Here is a 19288-nt window from a genome sequence, read left to right on the forward strand (position 1 = left end):
TTAAGTCATGATATAACATTCTATATGTAAGCAATACAATTTAAATATAAAATAATTAATAAAATTTATATCTAAAATATTCATCAAATTAATTATATCGGTTATAATGTAGAGTAACCTATGATTATAAGAGGTGATGAATATGGAACTTTTAAAAAGAGCTATTGATATAATTTTAGATACTTTAAAAAAAATTTTAGTAAGATTTAAAAATGCTAAGTTTGGATTACTTTTTATATTTGATTTATTTAAACTACCAGACTTTATGACGGACAAAAGAATAAATATAATTAATAAGGTCAAAGTAGTTTCTGTATTAGTTTTTACTGTATCCTATTTTGTATCTGGGATTGATATAATACCTGAAATGCTCGCGGGAGTATTTGGATTTATAGATGATGCTATAGTATTAATTTGGAGTATAGGTATTGTGGATGAAGAAATTAATAAATACAGAATCATTGCAGAAAAGGAGAAACATTCAAATATAATTGAAAATGTAGAATTTTCTATAAAAGATGAAGAAGAATAACATTTTATAACTGTTATTCTTTTTTTTATTAACAAAAAATGGTTAAAATGTTGACGGAGAGATAAAACTCTATTATCATAAGAAGTGGGGATTCAATGATTGACAAAGTATTCAATGTACAAGAATACTTAATCTAAAAAAATTTATGGAGGGTAAAAGTTATGAGTAAGAAAAAGATAGGTTTAGTGCCTAAACTAATCATCGGTATCATAGTCGGTATTTTAATCGGAAGTTATGCACCAGAAATAATAGTTCAAATATTAGTAACAGTTAGTACTTTATTCTCAGCATTCTTAAAGTTTGTTATACCATTTATAATTATAGGATTTGTAACAGCAGGAATAGCTGACTTAGCAACAGGAGCAGGAAAGTTATTAGGAATAACTACAGGAATAGCATATGGTTCTACTTTAATTGCAGGAGTATTGTCATTTGCAGTATCTATGTTAATATTTCCAAATTTTATTGATGCAAGTGTAGCAAGTCAAATTGGAGACCCAGAAGCAGGAATGTTAGCACCAATATTTACAATTCCACTAGAGCCTATGGTAGATGTAACAGCAGCAATAGTGTTTGCATTTGTAATGGGGCTTGGAATATCAGCTTTGAGAAATCATGGAAAAGGAGAAGTTCTATTTAATTTCTTCCAAGAATTCCAAGAAATCGTAACGAAAACGTTGTCAACAGTAATTATACCTTTACTACCATTATATATAGCAGGAACTTTTGCGAATATAACTATAGCAGGACAAGTATGGACAATATTAGGAGTATTCTGGAAAGTTTATTTAGTAGTAATACCATTACACTTTGTATATATGGCATGTCAATTCACAGCAGCAGGAGCATTCTCAGGAAAGAATCCAATCAAAATGTTAAAAAATCAAATACCTGGATATTTAACAGCTATAGGTACTCAATCTTCAGCAGCAACTATACCAGTTAATGTTGGTTGTGCAGAAAACAATGGAGTAAGTAAGCAAATAAGAGAATTCGTTGTACCTCTTTGTGCAACAATACATTTATCAGGTAGTATGATATCTATAACAGGATTTACAACAGCAGTTTTAATGATGAATGGTATGCCACATGGAATCGATGTATTATTCCCTTATATTGCAATGTTGGGTATAGCAATGGTTGCAGCACCAGGAGCTCCAGGAGGCGCTATAATGAGTGCACTTCCTTTCTTACCAATGGTTGGAATCCCATCAGATGGTGGTCTTGCGAGCTTAATGATAGCTTTATACTTAACTCAAGATAGTTTTGGTACAGCATGTAATGTATCAGGAGACAATGCAATAGCAGTTGTTGTAGACCAAATAAATGATGGAATGAGCAAAAAAGGAAAACAAAGTGCTTAATTTCTTAATAAATAAAAATGAGTTATCTCATAAAGAGATAGCTCATTTTTTTATAATTTATAATTATAAATCCTTAATTATTGTATTATTTGAACTATTTGTGCTAATCTGTATCTAGTCTTTTTCTATTTGAAAATTGTTTTAAGAGATGATATTAGTAATTTATTTTCATCAGGCTTTAGTATACATACTCTAAAAAAATATTCATCTAAACCTTCAAATGAGCAGCAATCTCTTATTATTATTTTTTGTGGAATTAGTTTTTCACGAAGGGATTTAGCTGTCAATTCATGAGTTTTGATTTTACATAATATAAAATTACCTTGAGTATCATATACATCTAGATTGTCTATGCTTTTAAGCTCCTTAAGTAAGTAATTTCTCTCAGTATTCATTAAGGAAATAGTATTAGAGATAAAGTTTGAATCTCTAAACATGATTTCTCCCATCTTAGAGGCCACTATATTGATATTCCATAAATCTAAGTTGTTATTTATTTTATTCTTAACATCATTATCAGATATAAGACCATATCCAAGTCTTATGCCTGGTGTTGAAAAAAACTTTGATGTTCCTCTTATAACAAATAAATTAGAATAATCATCGACTAATTGAGTAGAAGAGTATATGTTTGTATCAGTAAACTCTACATAAGTTTCATCAATCATTAAAAACTTATCTGTGTTTTTTAATAGTTCTCTTATTTCTATTTTAGTAAATGCAAATCCAGTTGGATTACTAGGATTGCAGATTACAACTAAATCATAGTCTTTAGAATTAATAGTCTTTATAAGATTTTCTAATTCTATATGAAAATCATATTCTTTTTTAGCAAAATATTTATCTATAGAACAATTAATTTTAGATAGTTCTTTTTCATACTCTGAATAAGCAGGAGAAAGTAAAAGAGCTTGTTTAGGGTTAATTGTATGTATAAAAGATGAAATTAATTCTGTAGCTCCACTACCAAGTACTATATTATCTATAGAACACTTACAGTAGTTAGATATAGAAGTTTTTAAGTCTATGTAATCAGGGTCAGGATACATAGATACTATATCTATATTGTTTACAATGTATTGTTTGGCTAAATCTGATGTACCAAAAGGATTTATATTAGAACTAAAATCCATAAATTCTTCTTTTGAAAAGCCATACTTACTAGATAAACTATATAAATTAGCTCCATGGTTTATGCTCATAAAAGTACCTCCAATAATAAAATTATATAATTAATAAAAATAACTGATTAATATATTTACATATAGATTATAATACAAAGGAATATTTATTCCAAATTTTTAAGAGAAAAAGCAAAAAAGTATGGATAAGCTGTTAATTTAGGTTTAAAAATGATGAAAAATATTTTAATTGATATTTTAGTATGCTATAATATATAGGTTAATAGATGGAAAGCGGGAGGATTCAAGATGTACAAAGTTACAGGAAAAATGTTGACAGAAGAACAGATAAAAGCAAAAGTTTATGAATTAGGTAAAAAAATAGAAGAAGATTTTAAAGGTGAGGATTTACTAGTAGTAGGTATCCTTAAAGGAGCTAGTGTATTTGTTTCAGATTTAATAAGATGTATAGATTTAGATGTAAATATAGATTTTATGAGTGTTACAAGTTATGGAAATTCAACAGAATCTTCTGGTACAGTTAAAATATTAAAAGATTTAGATGTAGATATTGAAGGAAAGAATGTGTTAATTGTAGAGGATATAATAGATTCTGGTTTAACATTAAGCAATCTAGTTGCAGCTTTAAAAACTAGAAACCCAAAATCTCTAAAATTATGTACTCTACTTGATAAACCTCAAAGAAGAAAAGCTAATATACCTGTAGACTATGTTGGATTTGTTATAGAAGATAAATTCATTGTTGGTTATGGAATAGATTATGCTGAAAAATATAGAAATTTACCTTATATAGGTATAGTTGAGGATGTAGAATAGACTTAAATGTGAATTAAAAGCACTAATCTCTGTAGGAGTTAGTGCTTTTTAATTAAGTATATAAAATTTTAGTAAAGGAGACATCAGTATGGATATTCAATTGAGTATATTATTATTTTTCCAGAGTTTAAGAAATCCAATTTTAAACTTTATATTTCTTGTATTTACAGTAAGTACAGAAGCACCATTATTGATATTAATTACAGCAGTTATATATTGGTGTATAAATAAAAAATGTGGACAAAAAATGTTGTTCGCGATAGTTGGAAATTTTGTTGTGAATCTAGGTATCAAAGAATTTGTAAAGGCTCCTAGACCAATAGGTATAAAAGGTCTTGAATCACTGAGAGTTTCTACCGCTGGAGGATACTCTTTTCCAAGTGCACATACTCAAACTGCAACTACATTTTGGGTTAGTATTATGACTATATTTAAAAGAAACTATATACGTTTATTGGGTGCAGTGATGGTTTTAGGAGTAGGATTATCTCGACTATATTTAGCTGTTCATTGGCCTATAGATGTAATTGCTGGTTGGATACTTGGCATATTTTTTACAGTTGTATTTGTAAAAATATTTGACTATATCGATGATAATAAAAAATATATTTTTCTTGTAGCATTACTTATCCCATTTATATTAATAGCAATATTTCTAAAAAGCCCTGAATATTTTGAAAAATTTGGTATTCTAGTAGGGTTTGTATTTGGGTATATAGTTGAAGATAAATTTGTTAAATTTACTACAGAAAATAATAATAAAAAAATTAATTTTAGTAATAAAAATAAAAAGAGTAAAAACATGATATTTTCGAGAATTTGTAGGTTTTTGATTGGAATAGTCACAATAGGGATTTTATATGTTGCTATTAAAGTGTTGATTTCAATATTAATAACGACTTTAAATATAAGTGACTCTAGTATGAGTATAATTTTTATGAATTTTATTAAGTATACAGTGGTTGTTTTTTATGGAGTAGCAGGAGCTCCTGCATTGTTTAAAATTTTGAAATTAAATTAATTTAATTTGCACTATTGATAGATACTAATTTAATTTTAAGAAAATTTAAGGATAGAAAAGAGTGATTATTTGAAGAAAATAGTAGTAATAGGCGGTGGACCAGCAGGGATGATAGCAGCATCAACTGCATCTGAAAGAGGGTTTGATGTAACTTTAATTGAAAAAAATCATAAGTTAGGTAAGAAGCTTGCAATAACAGGAAAAGGTAGATGTAATATAACTAATGATTGTGATATAGAGGAATTAATAGAAAATGTTCCTACAAATGGTAAATTCTTATATAGTGCTTTTTACACTTTTACAAACGATGATGTAATAAGTATGTTTAATAATCTTGGAGTAAAAACTAAAACAGAAAGAGGAAAAAGAGTTTTTCCAGAAAGTGATAAAGCTTTTGATGTTGTAAAAGCTCTTGAAAAACAAGTAAAAAACAAAAAAGTAAATATATTATTAAACTCTAGGGTAGAAAAAATAATATCTAAAAATAATAAAATCGAAAAAGTAATTCTAAACAATAAAAAAGAAATCAAGTGCGATTCAGTCATAATAGCAACTGGTGGATTAAGTTATCCACTTACTGGTTCTACTGGTGATGGATATAAATTTGCTGTTTCGCAGGGGCATACTATTGTAGATACAAAACCATCTTTGATTGGTATAGAAGTTCAAGAAGGTTTTGTAAAAGATTTAGAAAAATTATCATTAAGAAATGTCGAGATAAACGTGTTTAATAGTAAAAAAAAGAAAGTGTATAATGATTTTGGAGAACTTGAATTTACTAAATTTGGTTTAGATGGACCTATAATAAAGTCTGCAAGTTGTAGGATGAAAGGTACAACTAAAGAAAATTATACTATACTGTTGGATTTAAAACCTGCATTAGACGAAGAAAAATTAGATAAAAGAGTTCAAAAAGATTTTCAAAAGTATACAAATAAAAAATTTGAAAAAGCATTGGATGATTTGCTTCCTAAAAAACTTATACCTATAATAATAAATTTAAGCGAGATTTCTCCAGATACAGTTGTTCATCAAGTTTCTAGAGAACAAAGAAAAAATTTAGTTCATTTACTAAAAAATTTAAAATTTACAGTAAAAAGATATAGACCTATTGATGAAGCAATAATAACTTCTGGTGGAGTAAAAGTGAATGAGATAAACTCAAGTACAATGGAATCAAAATTGGTAGAAGGTTTATTTTTTGCTGGTGAAGTAATAGACATAGATGCATACACAGGAGGATTCAATTTGCAAATAGCTTTTTCAACTGGATATTTGGCAGGTTTTAATTGCTAAAAATTACCTGAATTAAAAATGTTTAAAATCACATAATATTATCAGCAACACAAAATAAATTAAACAGAAGGAAGGTAATCAACATGGCAAGTAACAATAACAACAACAAAACAGTAGTACCAGGAGCAAAAGAAGCTTTAAACCAAATGAAATTAGAAATAGCTAATGAACTTGGTATGAGTAATTATCAACAAGTTGATAAAGGAAACCTTACTGCAAGAGAAAATGGTTATGTAGGTGGATACATGACTAAAAAATTAGTTGAAATGGCTGAACAACAAATGGCTGGAAAAAACAACAGATAGTTAATAAATAATTATTTATAACTATTAGGCTATTGTTATAGCTAGAGCTATCTCAAATATAGAAAGTAATTTCTAAATTGAGATAGCTTTTTTTTATTAAGTTTTATATGTCGATATTTTTATGTAATAAATTTTAGAAATCTGGATAAAATAGTACAAATGAATATATTACATAAGGAGTGATGTAAAATGAGTAGTGTAAACTTTGAAGATTTAAAAAATAAATTTATTAATAGTGATTTAGATGAAAAAATAAAAATCTATACAACAACAGAAGGATTATCAGTAGAACAGTTTAAAGAACTATTGAAATATTATCCAATACAACACTTATCTAAATTAGAAAAAGCTCTTGGGTAATGTCATATAGAAATAAAAATTAAAAAGGCAATTTGTTTAATATAAAAAAATAGTTTTTATATTAAATAAATTGCCTTTTTATAATAAATTTATTTTATTATGCTTTTGATATATAATTATATATTCTCTCGTTTCCAAGTTCAATAGACCCAGTATTGATAAGTGTAATAATACCTTCTATATCCTTAGGAGTCAGGTACTTATATGGAATTGATAGATTATAACCAGTATCATGTAATAAATTTTTCAATTGAATTATCTGAGAGATATTAAAACATTTTATAGATTTAGTAGATTTTTTTCTTGAGTTAGACAAATTTTCATTTTGTATCTTTATTAAAGTTTCAATATAGTCTATATAAGATAACTTAAATTCATATTCATTTATTATTTTTTCATCAAGTATACTATTTATAAAATCTTGAGATAATATATTATCTGCAAATTTATCTGCTGTTAATTTTCCAGATGTAATACCTTTTTGGTATTTTCTAAGAATTTTTTTTGTATAGCAGTATATTTTATTTCTTGTTTCTAAATCTAGCTGTTCTATTTGCACAAAAACACTTCCTTTTAATTGTAAGAATATTTATTTTGAAAAATTTATACTTAGTCTATAAAGTTTTAATAATTTATTTACAATAAATACTAAATTATAAAATATTTGTTATTTTTTATTATTACCAAGTATAAAAAATATTATAATTGTAAAACTTACAAATATATGTAAAATATTTAGGAGTGATGAAAATGTTAAATGGGATAATAAAGCTTTTTTATTCTGAAATTGTAAAAACAAAGATTAATAACTTAGATTCAAGTGGATATTCATTAAGGGATGAATGTAAAGAAATTAGAAATATAACTTTAAAGATAGATAGTGTGTTTTTTAAACTTTTAAAGTTAGTTTTTGGTTCAATACTGCTTATTGTAGCATTCAATCTAAATTGGATATTAGGTATAGGAGTATTTCTAGTTGGAGTGGTGTATATTCTTTATAAGAGAAATATGGAAGAACAAGTGAAGGAACATATAAACAATGTAAAAAATAATATCGACATCTCTAAGATAACTTTTATGGATGAAAAGGGAAGAACAGGTCTAAATTCATTGATTACATTACTTCTTATAGGAATATTGACAGGATTTAACTGGATATTAGTTCTTAGTTTTGTCGTTGTTTTTGTTTTTACTATAAAGAATGTATGTTAAAATACTAATAAATAGTTTAATATATAGGGGGAGAAATTGAGTATGACTAATGGCAATTATAAAATGAAGAATTTAGTGGAAATATCTGCTATGGTGACTGAATCTACAGATTTTTTTAATATAAAAGATAAAATAATAGAAAAAATGTTAGAGGTTGTTCACCCTACAAAGGCATGTGTAAATCTATTTTATAAAAATGATTCTAAATATGCCTATTTAGTATGTTCACAAACCTTAGAGTATGTACCTCAAATTTTTCCAATCAATAGTCTTAAAGGTGCAAAAATTGATTTTGACACATATCCAGAATATATCCATGAAGCTGTAAATGAGAAAAAGATAATATATGTGAAAAATGTATTTGAAGATTCTAGAGCAGAAGGGGAACGAGATTTAGCAAAATCTGAAGGTTACATTGGTAGAATAGTTTTTCCTTTTATCATAAATAATGAAGTAGTTGGATTTATGACTTGCTTTTTGACAGAAGAAGATTTTCTAACAGAACAAGATATAGACTTTATATCTTCTGTTGCATCTCTCTTAAGTTTATCAATAGAAATAACTAATAAAAATAATAATGTACAAATTTTGGTTGATAAATTAAGAGGTTCAATAAGTGCTATAAATGAAGCTACTAAAAAATTATATCTCAATAAAAGTATAGATGGATTTTTAGAAAACTTAAGTAAACAGGCGTGTAACATTACTAATAGTAAAGAAGCTTTGATAATTATAACAGGTCATGGTAATAAAGATAAAATATTTAGCTGTTATAATACTGAGCATAAAAAGAAAACAAATTTATATCCTATGTTGGACAAGTTTGTAAATAAAGAATCCTTAGGAGGATATTTAAATAATTTAAAACCATGCTCACAAAAAGGGATAAACTTGGAAAGTTATATATATTACAAACTCCAAGATAAAAATGAGACTATAGGATGCATTGTTTGTGCAAACAGCAAAAACTACACGAGTGATGATTTAAATATCCTTAGTATATTATCTAAACAGGTTTTAGTTGGTATGCAGTTATATGAGCACAATGAAAAAGAAGTAAAGCACAGGATTCTTGAGAATGAGTTAAATATATTAAATAAACAGCAACAACTTATTATGGACAAAGGTAAAATGGATTGTAATGATGAAAAAGAACTTTATTTTTATCATAAACCAGCAAGAGTAGTAGGTGGAGATTTTTATTATGCTACAAAGGTAGATGCTGAACACATAGTTTATATTGTTGCTGATGTAATGGGGCATGGAATGGTTTCGAATTATGTTGTTGCAATGATAAAGGGTGCCTTTAAAGTGTTATGTAATCAGTATAAGACACCACAAGAAATAATGACAAATTTAAATAGGATGTTATATGATGAGTTTGACAAAATGGGAGTATTTACAACTTGTTTGATTGGTCTTATAGATACTAAAGAAAATATGATTACAGTATCTAATGCAGGACACTATAGCCCTGTAGTTGTAAAAAAAGATGGAACAATAGAAACTAACTTAAATTGTAAAAAGGGAATACCTATTGGGGTAATGGAAGATGCAACATATGAAAATAATATTCTTTCAATGGAAGATTATGCAATGGTATGTATGTATACTGATGGAATTTTAGAAATAAAAAATACATCAAAAGAAGAATATGGTATAGAGAGATTAGAAAACTTTTTAAAAGAAAATTTTAGATTAAATCATCAGCTGATAGTAGAAAATTTAAAATTAGATTTAAGAAACTTTTCATCAAAAGATAATTATGATGATGATATTTTAATCGTTATGTTAAAGGATAGGTAGATTGACTATGGGTTTAAATAATAAAATAGAACTTGAAAGTCCAGAAATTATAATAATAAATGGAAGTCCAAGAAATAATAAAAATTGTAGTTTTATAGCAAATGAAATAAAACTTAAATTAGAAGATAGTGGACTTAGTAGTAAAATATTCAATATATATGATATGGATATTGAATATTGTACAGCATGTGGATTTTGTAATAAGACAGGATATTGCAAATTTAATGATGATATGAAACCTCTATATAAAATGTTTGATGAATCAAAAGGGACTATAGTAATAAGTCCTGTACATTTTGATTCAATATCAGCTAAAGTAAAGACTGTTGTTGATAGAACTCAAGCTATCTATGCAAGCAAGTATATATTAAATAAGCCTTCAATTGATAGGAATAAAAAGCGTATAGGAATGTATATTGCAGTAGGAGGTAGTAAACCTTATGATTCACAATTTAAAGGTGGGCAAATAGTTATGGACTTTTTCTTTAAGAGTATAAATACTAAACTTTTACACAATATATATTTAAACAATACAGATAATATACCTTACACAGATAATCAAGAATTTAAAGACACTATATCTAAGAGTCTAAAAGCGTATATTGATTCAATATAATTTGATTTTGTAAGTAATATTATGTATAATTGTATTGCAATAATTTAAAAATAATTAAAGGAGGGAATTTCAATGAAATTACCAATAGCATTATCTAATAAACATGTTCATTTGAGTCAAGCTGATATAGACGTATTATTTGGAGCAGGTCATGAATTAACTAAATTTAAACCATTATCTCAACCAGGACAATTTGCCTGTGAAGAAAAAGTAGATTTAGTCGGTCCAAAGGGGACTCTAAAAGGAGTTAGAGTTTTAGGGCCAGCTAGAGCTCAAACTCAAGTTGAGATTTCTTTAGCAGATGGATTCCCATTAGGAGTAAAAGCTCCAATAAAAGAATCTGGTGATATAGCTGGAACTCCTGGGGTTAAATTAGTAGGACCAGCTGGAGAAGTTGAAATGAAAGAAGGAGTTATAGTTGCTTCTAGACATATACATATGAGCAATGAAGACGCTGCTAAATTTGGTGTAACTGATAAACAAATAGTAAAAGTTAAAACATCTGGACCAAGAGCATTAGTATTTGAAAATGTATTAGTAAGAGCTAGTGATAGCTTTAATTTAGAAATGCATGTTGACATGGAAGAAGGAAATGCAGCAGGCGTTAAAAATGGAGATTTAGTAGAATTAATAGTTGATTAATTTTATATATGAAATTAATGCTAGTGAATATTTTGTTTACTAGCATATTTTTTACTGTAATAAATTTCTATATTATAAATTTAATCTATTAGATTAATTTATAATATAAAGGGGTATTATGAAAATTATAATAAAAACTTACAAAAATATGATGTAATATGGTAAAATTAATATATAAAATTTATATATGATGAAGAAGGTTCTCTTACTCCTAATATTAATATATACAAATAGATAAAAAAGTTTGAAAAGTCTAACTTAATTTATTATATATTGTATACAAAATTATGAAAAAAACTTAACATATTTAATTTAAAAAAAAATCTACTTAAATATGTAATTAATTTACAATTTTCAAAGGAATTTTATCCAATCTGTAGTATTATATTAGAAGATAGAGTATTTGCGCGACTATGTGTGTTTATATTTTTGTTGTGTAAATTATATGTAAATATAAAAAAATAGACTTGTTATAAACAAGTACAATTGTAGCTATCAAGGAGGATACATATTATGGCTAAGTTTATGAAAACACTTGATGGGAATACAGCTGCAGCTCACGTTGCCTATGCATTTACAGATGTAGCAGCTATATACCCAATCACACCATCTTCAACTATGGCTGAAGTAGTTGATGAGTGGGCATCACAAGGAAGAAAAAATGTATTTGGACAAAAAGTTAATGTTGTTGAAATGCAATCAGAAGCAGGAGCAGCAGGAGCATTCCATGGTTCTTTACAAGGTGGAGCTTTAACTTCTACTTTTACAGCATCTCAAGGTTTATTATTAATGATACCTAACATGTATAAAGTTGCAGGGGAGTTATTACCAGGAGTATTCCATGTAAGTGCTCGTGCTTTAGCATCTCAAGCTTTATCAATATTTGGGGATCATCAAGACGTTATGGCTGCTAGACAAACTGGATGTGTATTATTAGCTTCTGGTTCAGTTCAAGAAGTAGCTGATATAGCACCTGTTGCACATTTAGCTGCAATAGAAGGTAAATTACCATTTATACATTTCTTTGATGGATTCAGAACTTCACATGAAATCCAAAAAGTGGAATTATTAGAAAATGAAGATTATGCAAGTTTATTAAACTTTGAAGCAGTTCAAGCATTTAGAGATAATGCTTTATCTCCAAATCATCCAGTTACTCGTGGTACTGCTCAAAACCCAGATATATATTTCCAAACTAGAGAAGCTTCTAACAAATACTATCAAAATATAGTAGGTATAGTTGAAAAATACATGGAAAAAATGAGTGATTTAACAGGTAGAAAACATAGTTTATTTGATTACTATGGAGCAGAAGATGCTAAATCTATATTAATTGCTATGGGTTCTGTAACAGAAACAATAGAAGAAACTATAGATTACTTAAATGCTAAGGGAGAAAAATATGGTTTAGTTAAAGTTCATTTATACAGACCATTCTCAATGAAACATTTCTTAGATGCTGTGCCATCTACTGTTGAAAGAATATGTGTACTTGATAGAACTAAAGAACCAGGTTCAACTGGTGAACCATTATACTTAGATGTACGTGATGTATTCTATGGAAAAGAAAATGCTCCTATGATAATAGGTGGAAGATACGGATTAGGTTCAAAAGATACTACTCCTTCAGATATAAAAACTGTTTTTGATAACTTAGTTTCAGAACAACCTAAGAATGGATTTACAGTAGGTATAGTTGATGATGTAACTAATACTTCTTTAACTCCATCTGAATCAATTAAAATAGCTTCTAAAGGAACTATAAGATGTAAGTTCTGGGGATTAGGTTCTGACGGTACTGTTGGAGCTAACAAACAAGCTATAAAAATAATCGGTGACCATACTGAAAAATATGCTCAAGCTTACTTTGATTATGACTCTAAAAAATCTGGTGGTATAACTATGTCTCACTTAAGATTTGGTGATACTCCAATAAGAGCTACTTATTTAATAGATGAAGCTGACTATATTGCCTGTCATAAACAATCATATGTTTATCAATATGATTTATTAAAAGGTCTTAAAAAAGGTGGTACATTTGTACTTAATACTATATGGGATCAAGCAGGAATTGAAGAAAACTTACCAGCTCACATGAAACAATATATAGCTAAAAATGATATAAAATTCTATACAGTTAATGCTGTTAAACTAGGACAAGAAATAGGTCTTGGAAATAGAATAAACATGATAATGCAATCTGCATTCTTTAAATTAGCTGAAATAATACCAGAAGAAGATGCTGTTAAATACTTAAAAGATTCTATAGTTAAAGCTTATGGTAAAAAAGGTGAAAAGATAGTTAACATGAACTATGCTGCTGTTGATGCAGGAATAAATGCTTTAGTTAAAGTTGAAGTTCCAGCTTCTTGGGCAAATGCTGTTGATGCAGATAAAGAAGAAGTTAAAGAACCAGAATTTATAAGAAATATATTAAGACCAATGACTGCGCAAGAAGGTAATAACTTACCAGTAAGTACATTCAATGGTATAGAAGATGGAACATTCCCTTGTGGTACTTCAGCTTATGAAAAACGTGGTATAGCTGTTGATGTTCCTGAATGGGTATTGGATAACTGTATCCAATGTAACCAATGTTCTTTTATATGTCCTCATGCATGTATAAGACCAGTTTTAGTTACAGAAGAAGAATTAGCTAATGCTCCAAAAGGATTTGAAGCTAAAAAAGCATTAGGTAAAGGATTAGAAGGATTAAAATATAGAATTCAAGTTAGTCCACTAGATTGTACAGGATGTGGAAACTGTGCTGATATATGTCCAGCTAAAGAAAAAGCTTTAGTTATGAAACCAATAGATACTCAACTTGATACAGAGTTAGATAACTGGGCATTTGCAGTAAATCCTGAAGATGTAGCTCCAAAAGTTGATGTTATGCCTGCAAACACTGTTAAAGGAAGTCAATTTAGACAACCATTAATGGAATTCTCAGGAGCATGTGCTGGATGTGGAGAAACTGCATACATTAAGTTAGTTACACAATTATATGGAGATAGAATGATGATAGCTAATGCTACTGGATGTTCTTCTATATGGGGAGCTTCTGCACCTTCAACTCCTTATACTTGTAACCATGAAGGCAAAGGTCCATCTTGGGCAAACTCTCTATTTGAAGACAATGCTGAATACGGATTTGGTATGTACACAGCTGTTAAACAAATAAGAGGAAAAATAGTAGATGCTATGACAGAATTAGTTTCTATGGATATCTGTGAAGATGCTAAAGCAGTATTTACAGAATGGTTAGATTCTAGAAATGATGGAGAAGCTTCTAAAGTAGCAAGTGCTAAAGTTGTTGAATTATTAGAAAAACCAGCTTGTGATTGCACAGATGAAAAAGCTAAAGAATTAGTAAAAGCTATAAGAGATAGAAAAGATTATCTAGTTAAGAGATCTCAATGGATACTAGGTGGAGACGGTTGGGCATATGACATCGGTTATGGTGGATTAGACCATGTTCTTGCATCTGGTGAAAATGTAAATGTACTTGTATTTGATACAGAAGTATATTCAAATACAGGAGGTCAAGCTTCTAAAGCTACTCCAGCTGCTGCCATGGCTAAATTTGCTGCAGCAGGTAAACAATCTAGAAAGAAAGACCTAGGTATGATGGCTATGACTTACGGAAACGTATATGTAGCTCAAGTTGCTATGGGTGCTGATAAAAACCAATTTATCAAAGCTGTTCTAGAAGCTGAAAAACATGATGGACCATCTTTAATAATAGCTTATGCTCCATGTATAAACCATGGATTAAAAGAAGGTATGGGAAGAACTGTAGCTAACGAAGCACAAGCTGTTGCTTGCGGATACTGGCATTTATACAGATTCAATCCAGAAGTAAAAGCTGAAGGTAAAAACCCATTCACTTTAGATTCTAAGGAACCAACTACAAGCTTCAGAGATTTCATACTTGCACAAGTAAGATACTCTGCTATAGCTAAACAATTCCCAGAAGAAGCTGATGGATTATTTGCAAAAGCTGAAGCTGATGCTAAAGAAAGATATGAAGGATACAAAAAATTAGCTGAATAATAATTAGAATATTATAATGCTTATTTAAGATATAATTTGATAATAATTAGGGATACTATTAAAAAATAGTATCCCTTTTTTATTTATATCAAACTGTAAGAATTAAGATTTTGTTTCTGTATATTGTTCTCCAACCTAAAACTACTAGTAAAGCACCAATAATGTTTAAAATTATACATATATACATTCCAAAATGACCAATGTATTGATTTAGTGTATGTCCCCACAATACACCATCTGGTAGTTGTTTGCCAAAAAAACATGCTACAAAGTACATACTCATTGGTATACCAAACATTTCAAGGGCGTAAGCTATTATAAATTCTAGATAGGCTGTAGTGGGCTTTCTTTGACTTTTTTTATAAAAAGGTAGAAAAAATAGAAAAATTCCATAAATTAATATCCAGATAATTACACCAATCCAATTACCATAGTGCGAAAGTGCTGTTTCGTTCATAAAATTATCCTCCCAAATTTAAATAATTTTTAATGTAAATGTATCTTAGACAACTAAGTAGATTTCAGCTATGTAATTATAAAAAAGATATTGCGATAAATAAAAATTATTTAAAAATATTTTTCGACCACTGGTCGAGTTTTTTGTATTGTATCATATTTTCGACCAGTGGTCAACTTTTTGATACTGTGTTATAATACAAAATAAGGATGGTGAGTATATGGACAAAAAAGAGTTGATTTTAAATGCCATGCAAGAATTATTAAGAGAAGAAAAAGGAGCAACTTGTTCAGTTAGTGATATTGCAAGAAGAGCAGGTATTGGAAAAGGAAGTATATATTATTATTTTAAATCTAAGGATGAAATATTTGATGCAGTAGTTGAACGAACTTATAGCCAGATTATAGACAAATGTAAAGTTATTGTAGAGAAAAGTCAATTGGATTCAATTTCAAAACTGATGCTATTATTTCAAAGTTATATAACATCAACAGTTGAATCTTCAATTGATGAATATCTTCACCAACAATTTAATGCTTCAATCCATCAAAAATCTCTTGCAGAAATACTTACTTCACTTTCTCCCATTATTGCAGAAATATTTCAACAAGGAGTGGAAGAAGGGATATTTAAATGTGAATATACTTTAGAAGTATCAGAGATAATTTTATCTGTTTTCACTTTTTTACTTGACCCGGGTATTTTTTCTTGGAATAAAGAGGAGAAAAAACGCAAATTAGAAGCATTAAGTTTGATTTTAGAAAGAAGTCTAATGGTGCCAAAAGGAAGTTTTGATTTTTTTATAAGGGATTTTTAAATTATTTAATTATTAAATAATATTTATAATATAGGAATTTATATTCAGTATGAAAAATATATTAAAGATAAAATACTATGATATAGTATAGATACAAAAGAGTATCCCATTTATGATTTTTAAAAATCATCTTGAGATACTCTTTTTGTATATATGGAAAAAGAGTATTTTATCCTACAAAGATTTGTGTCCAGTAAATTGAACCACCACTTTTTTGTGCTACTCCAACACCTATTTTACTGTAATTTGGATTTAATATATTTTTTCTATGACCTTCAGAATTCATCCAAGCATTTACAACTTCTTTTGGTGTTTTCTGTCCCATTGCTATATTTTCACCAGCTGTTTTATAGCTTATCCCAAACTTTTTCAACATATCAAATGGAGAACCATAAGTTGGAGAATTATGTGCAAAGTAGTTGTTGTCAATCATATCTTGAGATTTCTTTGTAGCGACATTTGATACATCAGCATCAAGAGTAAGTGGATTTAATCCAGCTTTAGATCTCTCTACGTTTACTAAATCAACGACTTCTTTTTGGTAAGCTGAAAAATTTCCAGTTGTAGAGCCTGAATTGTTATTATCTTCAGGTTTATTAGTAGAGTCTGAGTTGTTATTGTCTTCAGGCTTATTAGTAGAGCCTGAATTGTTGTTGTCCTCAGGTTTATTATCTTCTGGTTTATTACTATCTTCAGGCTTATTAGTAGAACCTGAATTGTCGTTATCTTCAGGCTTACTAGAGTCTGAGTTATTATTATCCTCAGGTTTATTAGTAGAGTCTGAATTATTGTTGTCGCTAGGTCTGTTAGTAATATTACAATTCTTGTCATTATGATTCTTATCTTTACAAGAATTATCCTTGTCAGGTTTAAGTTCTGGCTTTACAGAACAATTTGGTTTTGCTGAAAACTTAAATTTAGCATTAGTATATACTAAATTTTTATTACTTATATTCATATTGTTTTCAAGTGACGAAGCACTTGCAGTAACAGCACTGGAAGCTGTTGCTAAGGTTAACACTCCTAAAGCTAGTATAGTTTTTAATTTTGTTGGTATATTTTTTCTCATTATAAACACCTCTCAATCTAAAAATTCTAAAAATGTTACTAAATTGTAACCTTTAGTGTAGGGGGTACCCGTGCATTTATACTAACATAGAATCAAGTGTTTTTTTACTGTAAAGATATGTAAATAAAATATACCTGGAATAAATAGGTATATTTTATGATGTTTGATAATTTTCATCATTAATCTGCATAGTATGGCATAGCTGCTTTAGAAGAAATAGTGTTTTTATAATAATTCTATGATGTAAAATTCTGCTTGCGGTAAATTTTTTTTATAGTTAGTGATATTTATTTAATATATACTTTGAAAATAAGTAAAAAAAGTATCTTTAATTAAGTTCTTGAAAATAAAAAAGCCATCTATCATAAATAGATGACTTTTTATATAATAAATAGTAATTTGATTTAGTTTAATACATTAGTAATCCTAATGTAATTACAATGATTTCTGCTATTAATGAACCAACTGCAACCACAATAAAAGTCTCTTTAAAACCATTTTTATGTGTTAATTTAGATAAACTCAAGAATGTAAGAAAAACACCACTTTGAGGTACGATTGTTAATATGTTTGAAGCAATTGTAGCAACACGATGGATTAATTCTGGGTTCATGCCAGTACTTAGATAATAATCTGCAAAGTTTGGCATTACTATTCCCAAAGCACCCGAAGAGGAGCCTGTTATTGCTGACATCGTTGAAGTTAAAACAGTAAGGCTTATAAGTGGACTTCCTGGTATTGACATGATAAGTTTACTGAATATATCAAAGCCTGGTGCAGCCATTATTACAGCTCCAAATGCAACAGCAGAAGATGTTGCAAAAATAGGTCCTATAGAACCACTAGCACCAATACTCAATGTTTGTATTTTTGACGATAAAAATTTACGGAATAGAAAAGCAGATAAAATAATTGCAACTATTAAGGCTATGTAAATTACATTTTTTTTCATAAATTCTGAACCAAAAGTACTTCCAGATATTGCTATGACTACAAGTGATAATAGAGGAAAGATACTTGAAAAAAATCCTGGTAATTCTCTATCTAAAGACTCTTCTTCTATATCTGAAGTGTAAGTTGCATAAGTTTCTCCTTTTCTAAGACTTTTGTTTAAAGTATATTTCATGTATACCAGACCAAATACAGCACAACCTATACTTCCTGCAATACTTGGTATAGCTGCTGCTGTAAGAGATGTGTTTAGGTACTGAATAGGAATAACATTTTGAATAGCTGGTGTACCAGGAATCATAGTCATAGTAATTGTTGCAATTCCAAGCCAAAGAGGTATCTGAATAAGATTCCAAGAAATATCAAGTTTTTTAAATAGAGTTCTTGCAAGTGGAATAACTGCAAACATAACTACAAATAAACTTATTCCACCATATGTTAGTATAAAACTCACTATAAATATAGCAACTAAAACTCTGTAAGGGTGGTTAGAGCCAAATTTATTTAAAATAAAATCAGCTATAGATACAGTAGCTCCACTTTCTTCCATAAACTTGGCAAGTATAGAACCTAGTAAGAATATTGCAAAATAGCTCATTATATAGTTTCCAAGTGCTCCCATATAATTATTTTTGTCAGCACCTAGCATTGATGTCACAACATCCATTTTATTTAAGATAACAACTATTAAAGTTGCTATTGGAGCAGCTATAGTTATATGAATTTCTTTAACTGAAAAATATATAATAGCTATAATACCAATAATTATACCAATTGGTGCGATAATACTCATAAATATCCCTCCTTAGTAGAAGGACCTGAAGAATAA

Annotated in this window: 18 protein-coding genes; 13 read left to right on the forward strand and 5 right to left on the reverse strand. The window is 28.4% G+C overall.

All coding sequences use genetic code 11. From position 1 onward, the window contains the following. Positions 1-142 precede the first annotated feature (142 nt). Positions 143-532 carry a YkvA family protein gene (locus KGF46_RS02895; RefSeq protein ID WP_227829213.1) on the forward strand — a complete coding sequence of 130 codons (390 nt, stop codon included), beginning with the start codon at positions 143-145 and terminating at the stop codon, positions 530-532. 161 nt (positions 533-693) lie between these two features. Then, the gene (locus tag KGF46_RS02900) at positions 694-1896 is read left to right on the forward strand and encodes a dicarboxylate/amino acid:cation symporter (RefSeq protein ID WP_227829212.1); all 1203 of its coding nucleotides are present in this window, start codon (positions 694-696) and stop codon (positions 1894-1896) included. Between the two features lie 125 nt (positions 1897-2021). Here KGF46_RS02900 and KGF46_RS02905 read toward each other — a convergent pair whose 3' ends face one another. Beyond that, entirely contained in the window at positions 2022-3098 is a 1077-nt protein-coding gene (locus KGF46_RS02905) for a pyridoxal phosphate-dependent aminotransferase (protein ID WP_227861789.1), read from the reverse strand. Between the two features lie 228 nt (positions 3099-3326). Between KGF46_RS02905 and hpt the strand changes: the two genes are divergently transcribed. The 5 genes from hpt to KGF46_RS02930 all read left to right on the forward strand — a co-directional run bounded on the left by hpt (position 3327) and on the right by KGF46_RS02930 (position 6836). Then, complete coding sequence (gene hpt, locus KGF46_RS02910; RefSeq protein ID WP_227432377.1) at positions 3327-3854, forward strand: hypoxanthine phosphoribosyltransferase; 528 nt, start codon at positions 3327-3329, stop codon at positions 3852-3854. An 88-nt stretch (positions 3855-3942) separates the two neighbouring features. After that, a complete protein-coding gene (locus tag KGF46_RS02915; RefSeq protein WP_227829210.1) occupies positions 3943-4875 on the forward strand; it encodes a phosphatase PAP2 family protein in 933 nt (310 codons plus the stop codon). A 69-nt stretch (positions 4876-4944) separates the two neighbouring features. Next, positions 4945-6171 carry an NAD(P)/FAD-dependent oxidoreductase gene (locus KGF46_RS02920; protein ID WP_227861790.1) on the forward strand — a complete coding sequence of 409 codons (1227 nt, stop codon included), beginning with the start codon at positions 4945-4947 and terminating at the stop codon, positions 6169-6171. 83 nt (positions 6172-6254) lie between these two features. Further along, positions 6255-6476 (forward strand): alpha/beta-type small acid-soluble spore protein, encoded by a 222-nt coding sequence (locus KGF46_RS02925; RefSeq protein WP_227432380.1) that lies wholly within the window; start codon positions 6255-6257, stop codon positions 6474-6476. A 189-nt stretch (positions 6477-6665) separates the two neighbouring features. Further along, positions 6666-6836, forward strand: coding sequence for a hypothetical protein (locus KGF46_RS02930; protein WP_227829208.1), 171 nt, complete (start codon positions 6666-6668; stop codon positions 6834-6836). Between the two features lie 97 nt (positions 6837-6933). Here KGF46_RS02930 and KGF46_RS02935 read toward each other — a convergent pair whose 3' ends face one another. Continuing rightward, positions 6934-7395 (reverse strand): hypothetical protein, encoded by a 462-nt coding sequence (locus KGF46_RS02935; protein ID WP_227829207.1) that lies wholly within the window; start codon positions 7393-7395, stop codon positions 6934-6936. A gap of 191 nt (positions 7396-7586) precedes the next feature. Here KGF46_RS02935 and KGF46_RS02940 point away from each other — a divergent pair, with 191 nt between their 5' ends. From KGF46_RS02940 to nifJ, 5 genes are all read left to right on the forward strand, one after another. Then, positions 7587-8048, forward strand: a complete 462-nt coding sequence (locus KGF46_RS02940; protein WP_227829206.1) for a hypothetical protein — start codon at positions 7587-7589, stop codon at positions 8046-8048. Between the two features lie 42 nt (positions 8049-8090). Further along, complete coding sequence (locus KGF46_RS02945) at positions 8091-9854, forward strand: GAF domain-containing SpoIIE family protein phosphatase (RefSeq protein ID WP_227829205.1); 1764 nt, start codon at positions 8091-8093, stop codon at positions 9852-9854. Positions 9855-9861: 7 nt separating this feature from the next. Next, a complete protein-coding gene (locus tag KGF46_RS02950; RefSeq protein WP_227829204.1) occupies positions 9862-10470 on the forward strand; it encodes a flavodoxin family protein in 609 nt (202 codons plus the stop codon). A gap of 72 nt (positions 10471-10542) precedes the next feature. Further along, positions 10543-11112, forward strand: a complete 570-nt coding sequence (pduL, locus tag KGF46_RS02955; RefSeq protein WP_227829203.1) for a phosphate propanoyltransferase — start codon at positions 10543-10545, stop codon at positions 11110-11112. 513 nt (positions 11113-11625) lie between these two features. Continuing rightward, complete coding sequence (gene nifJ, locus KGF46_RS02960; protein ID WP_227829202.1) at positions 11626-15165, forward strand: pyruvate:ferredoxin (flavodoxin) oxidoreductase; 3540 nt, start codon at positions 11626-11628, stop codon at positions 15163-15165. Between the two features lie 88 nt (positions 15166-15253). Here the strand turns inward: nifJ and KGF46_RS02965 are convergent, their stop codons facing one another. Continuing rightward, complete coding sequence (locus KGF46_RS02965) at positions 15254-15622, reverse strand: hypothetical protein (RefSeq protein ID WP_227829201.1); 369 nt, start codon at positions 15620-15622, stop codon at positions 15254-15256. 220 nt (positions 15623-15842) lie between these two features. Here KGF46_RS02965 and KGF46_RS02970 point away from each other — a divergent pair, with 220 nt between their 5' ends. Beyond that, complete coding sequence (locus KGF46_RS02970) at positions 15843-16439, forward strand: TetR/AcrR family transcriptional regulator (RefSeq protein WP_227861049.1); 597 nt, start codon at positions 15843-15845, stop codon at positions 16437-16439. A gap of 169 nt (positions 16440-16608) precedes the next feature. On the opposite strand, the gene KGF46_RS02975 is transcribed toward KGF46_RS02970, so the two are convergent. Both KGF46_RS02975 and KGF46_RS02980 read right to left on the reverse strand, forming a co-directional pair. Next, the gene (locus KGF46_RS02975) at positions 16609-17508 is read right to left on the reverse strand and encodes a CAP domain-containing protein (protein ID WP_227842021.1); all 900 of its coding nucleotides are present in this window, start codon (positions 17506-17508) and stop codon (positions 16609-16611) included. Between the two features lie 409 nt (positions 17509-17917). Further along, positions 17918-19252 carry a GntP family permease gene (locus KGF46_RS02980; RefSeq protein WP_227829198.1) on the reverse strand — a complete coding sequence of 445 codons (1335 nt, stop codon included), beginning with the start codon at positions 19250-19252 and terminating at the stop codon, positions 17918-17920. Between the last annotated feature and the right edge of the window lie 36 nt (positions 19253-19288).

Origin of the sequence: Clostridioides sp. ZZV14-6153 (genome assembly GCF_020657855.1) — a bacterium.
Taxonomy (GTDB): Bacteria; Bacillota; Clostridia; order Peptostreptococcales; family Peptostreptococcaceae; genus Clostridioides.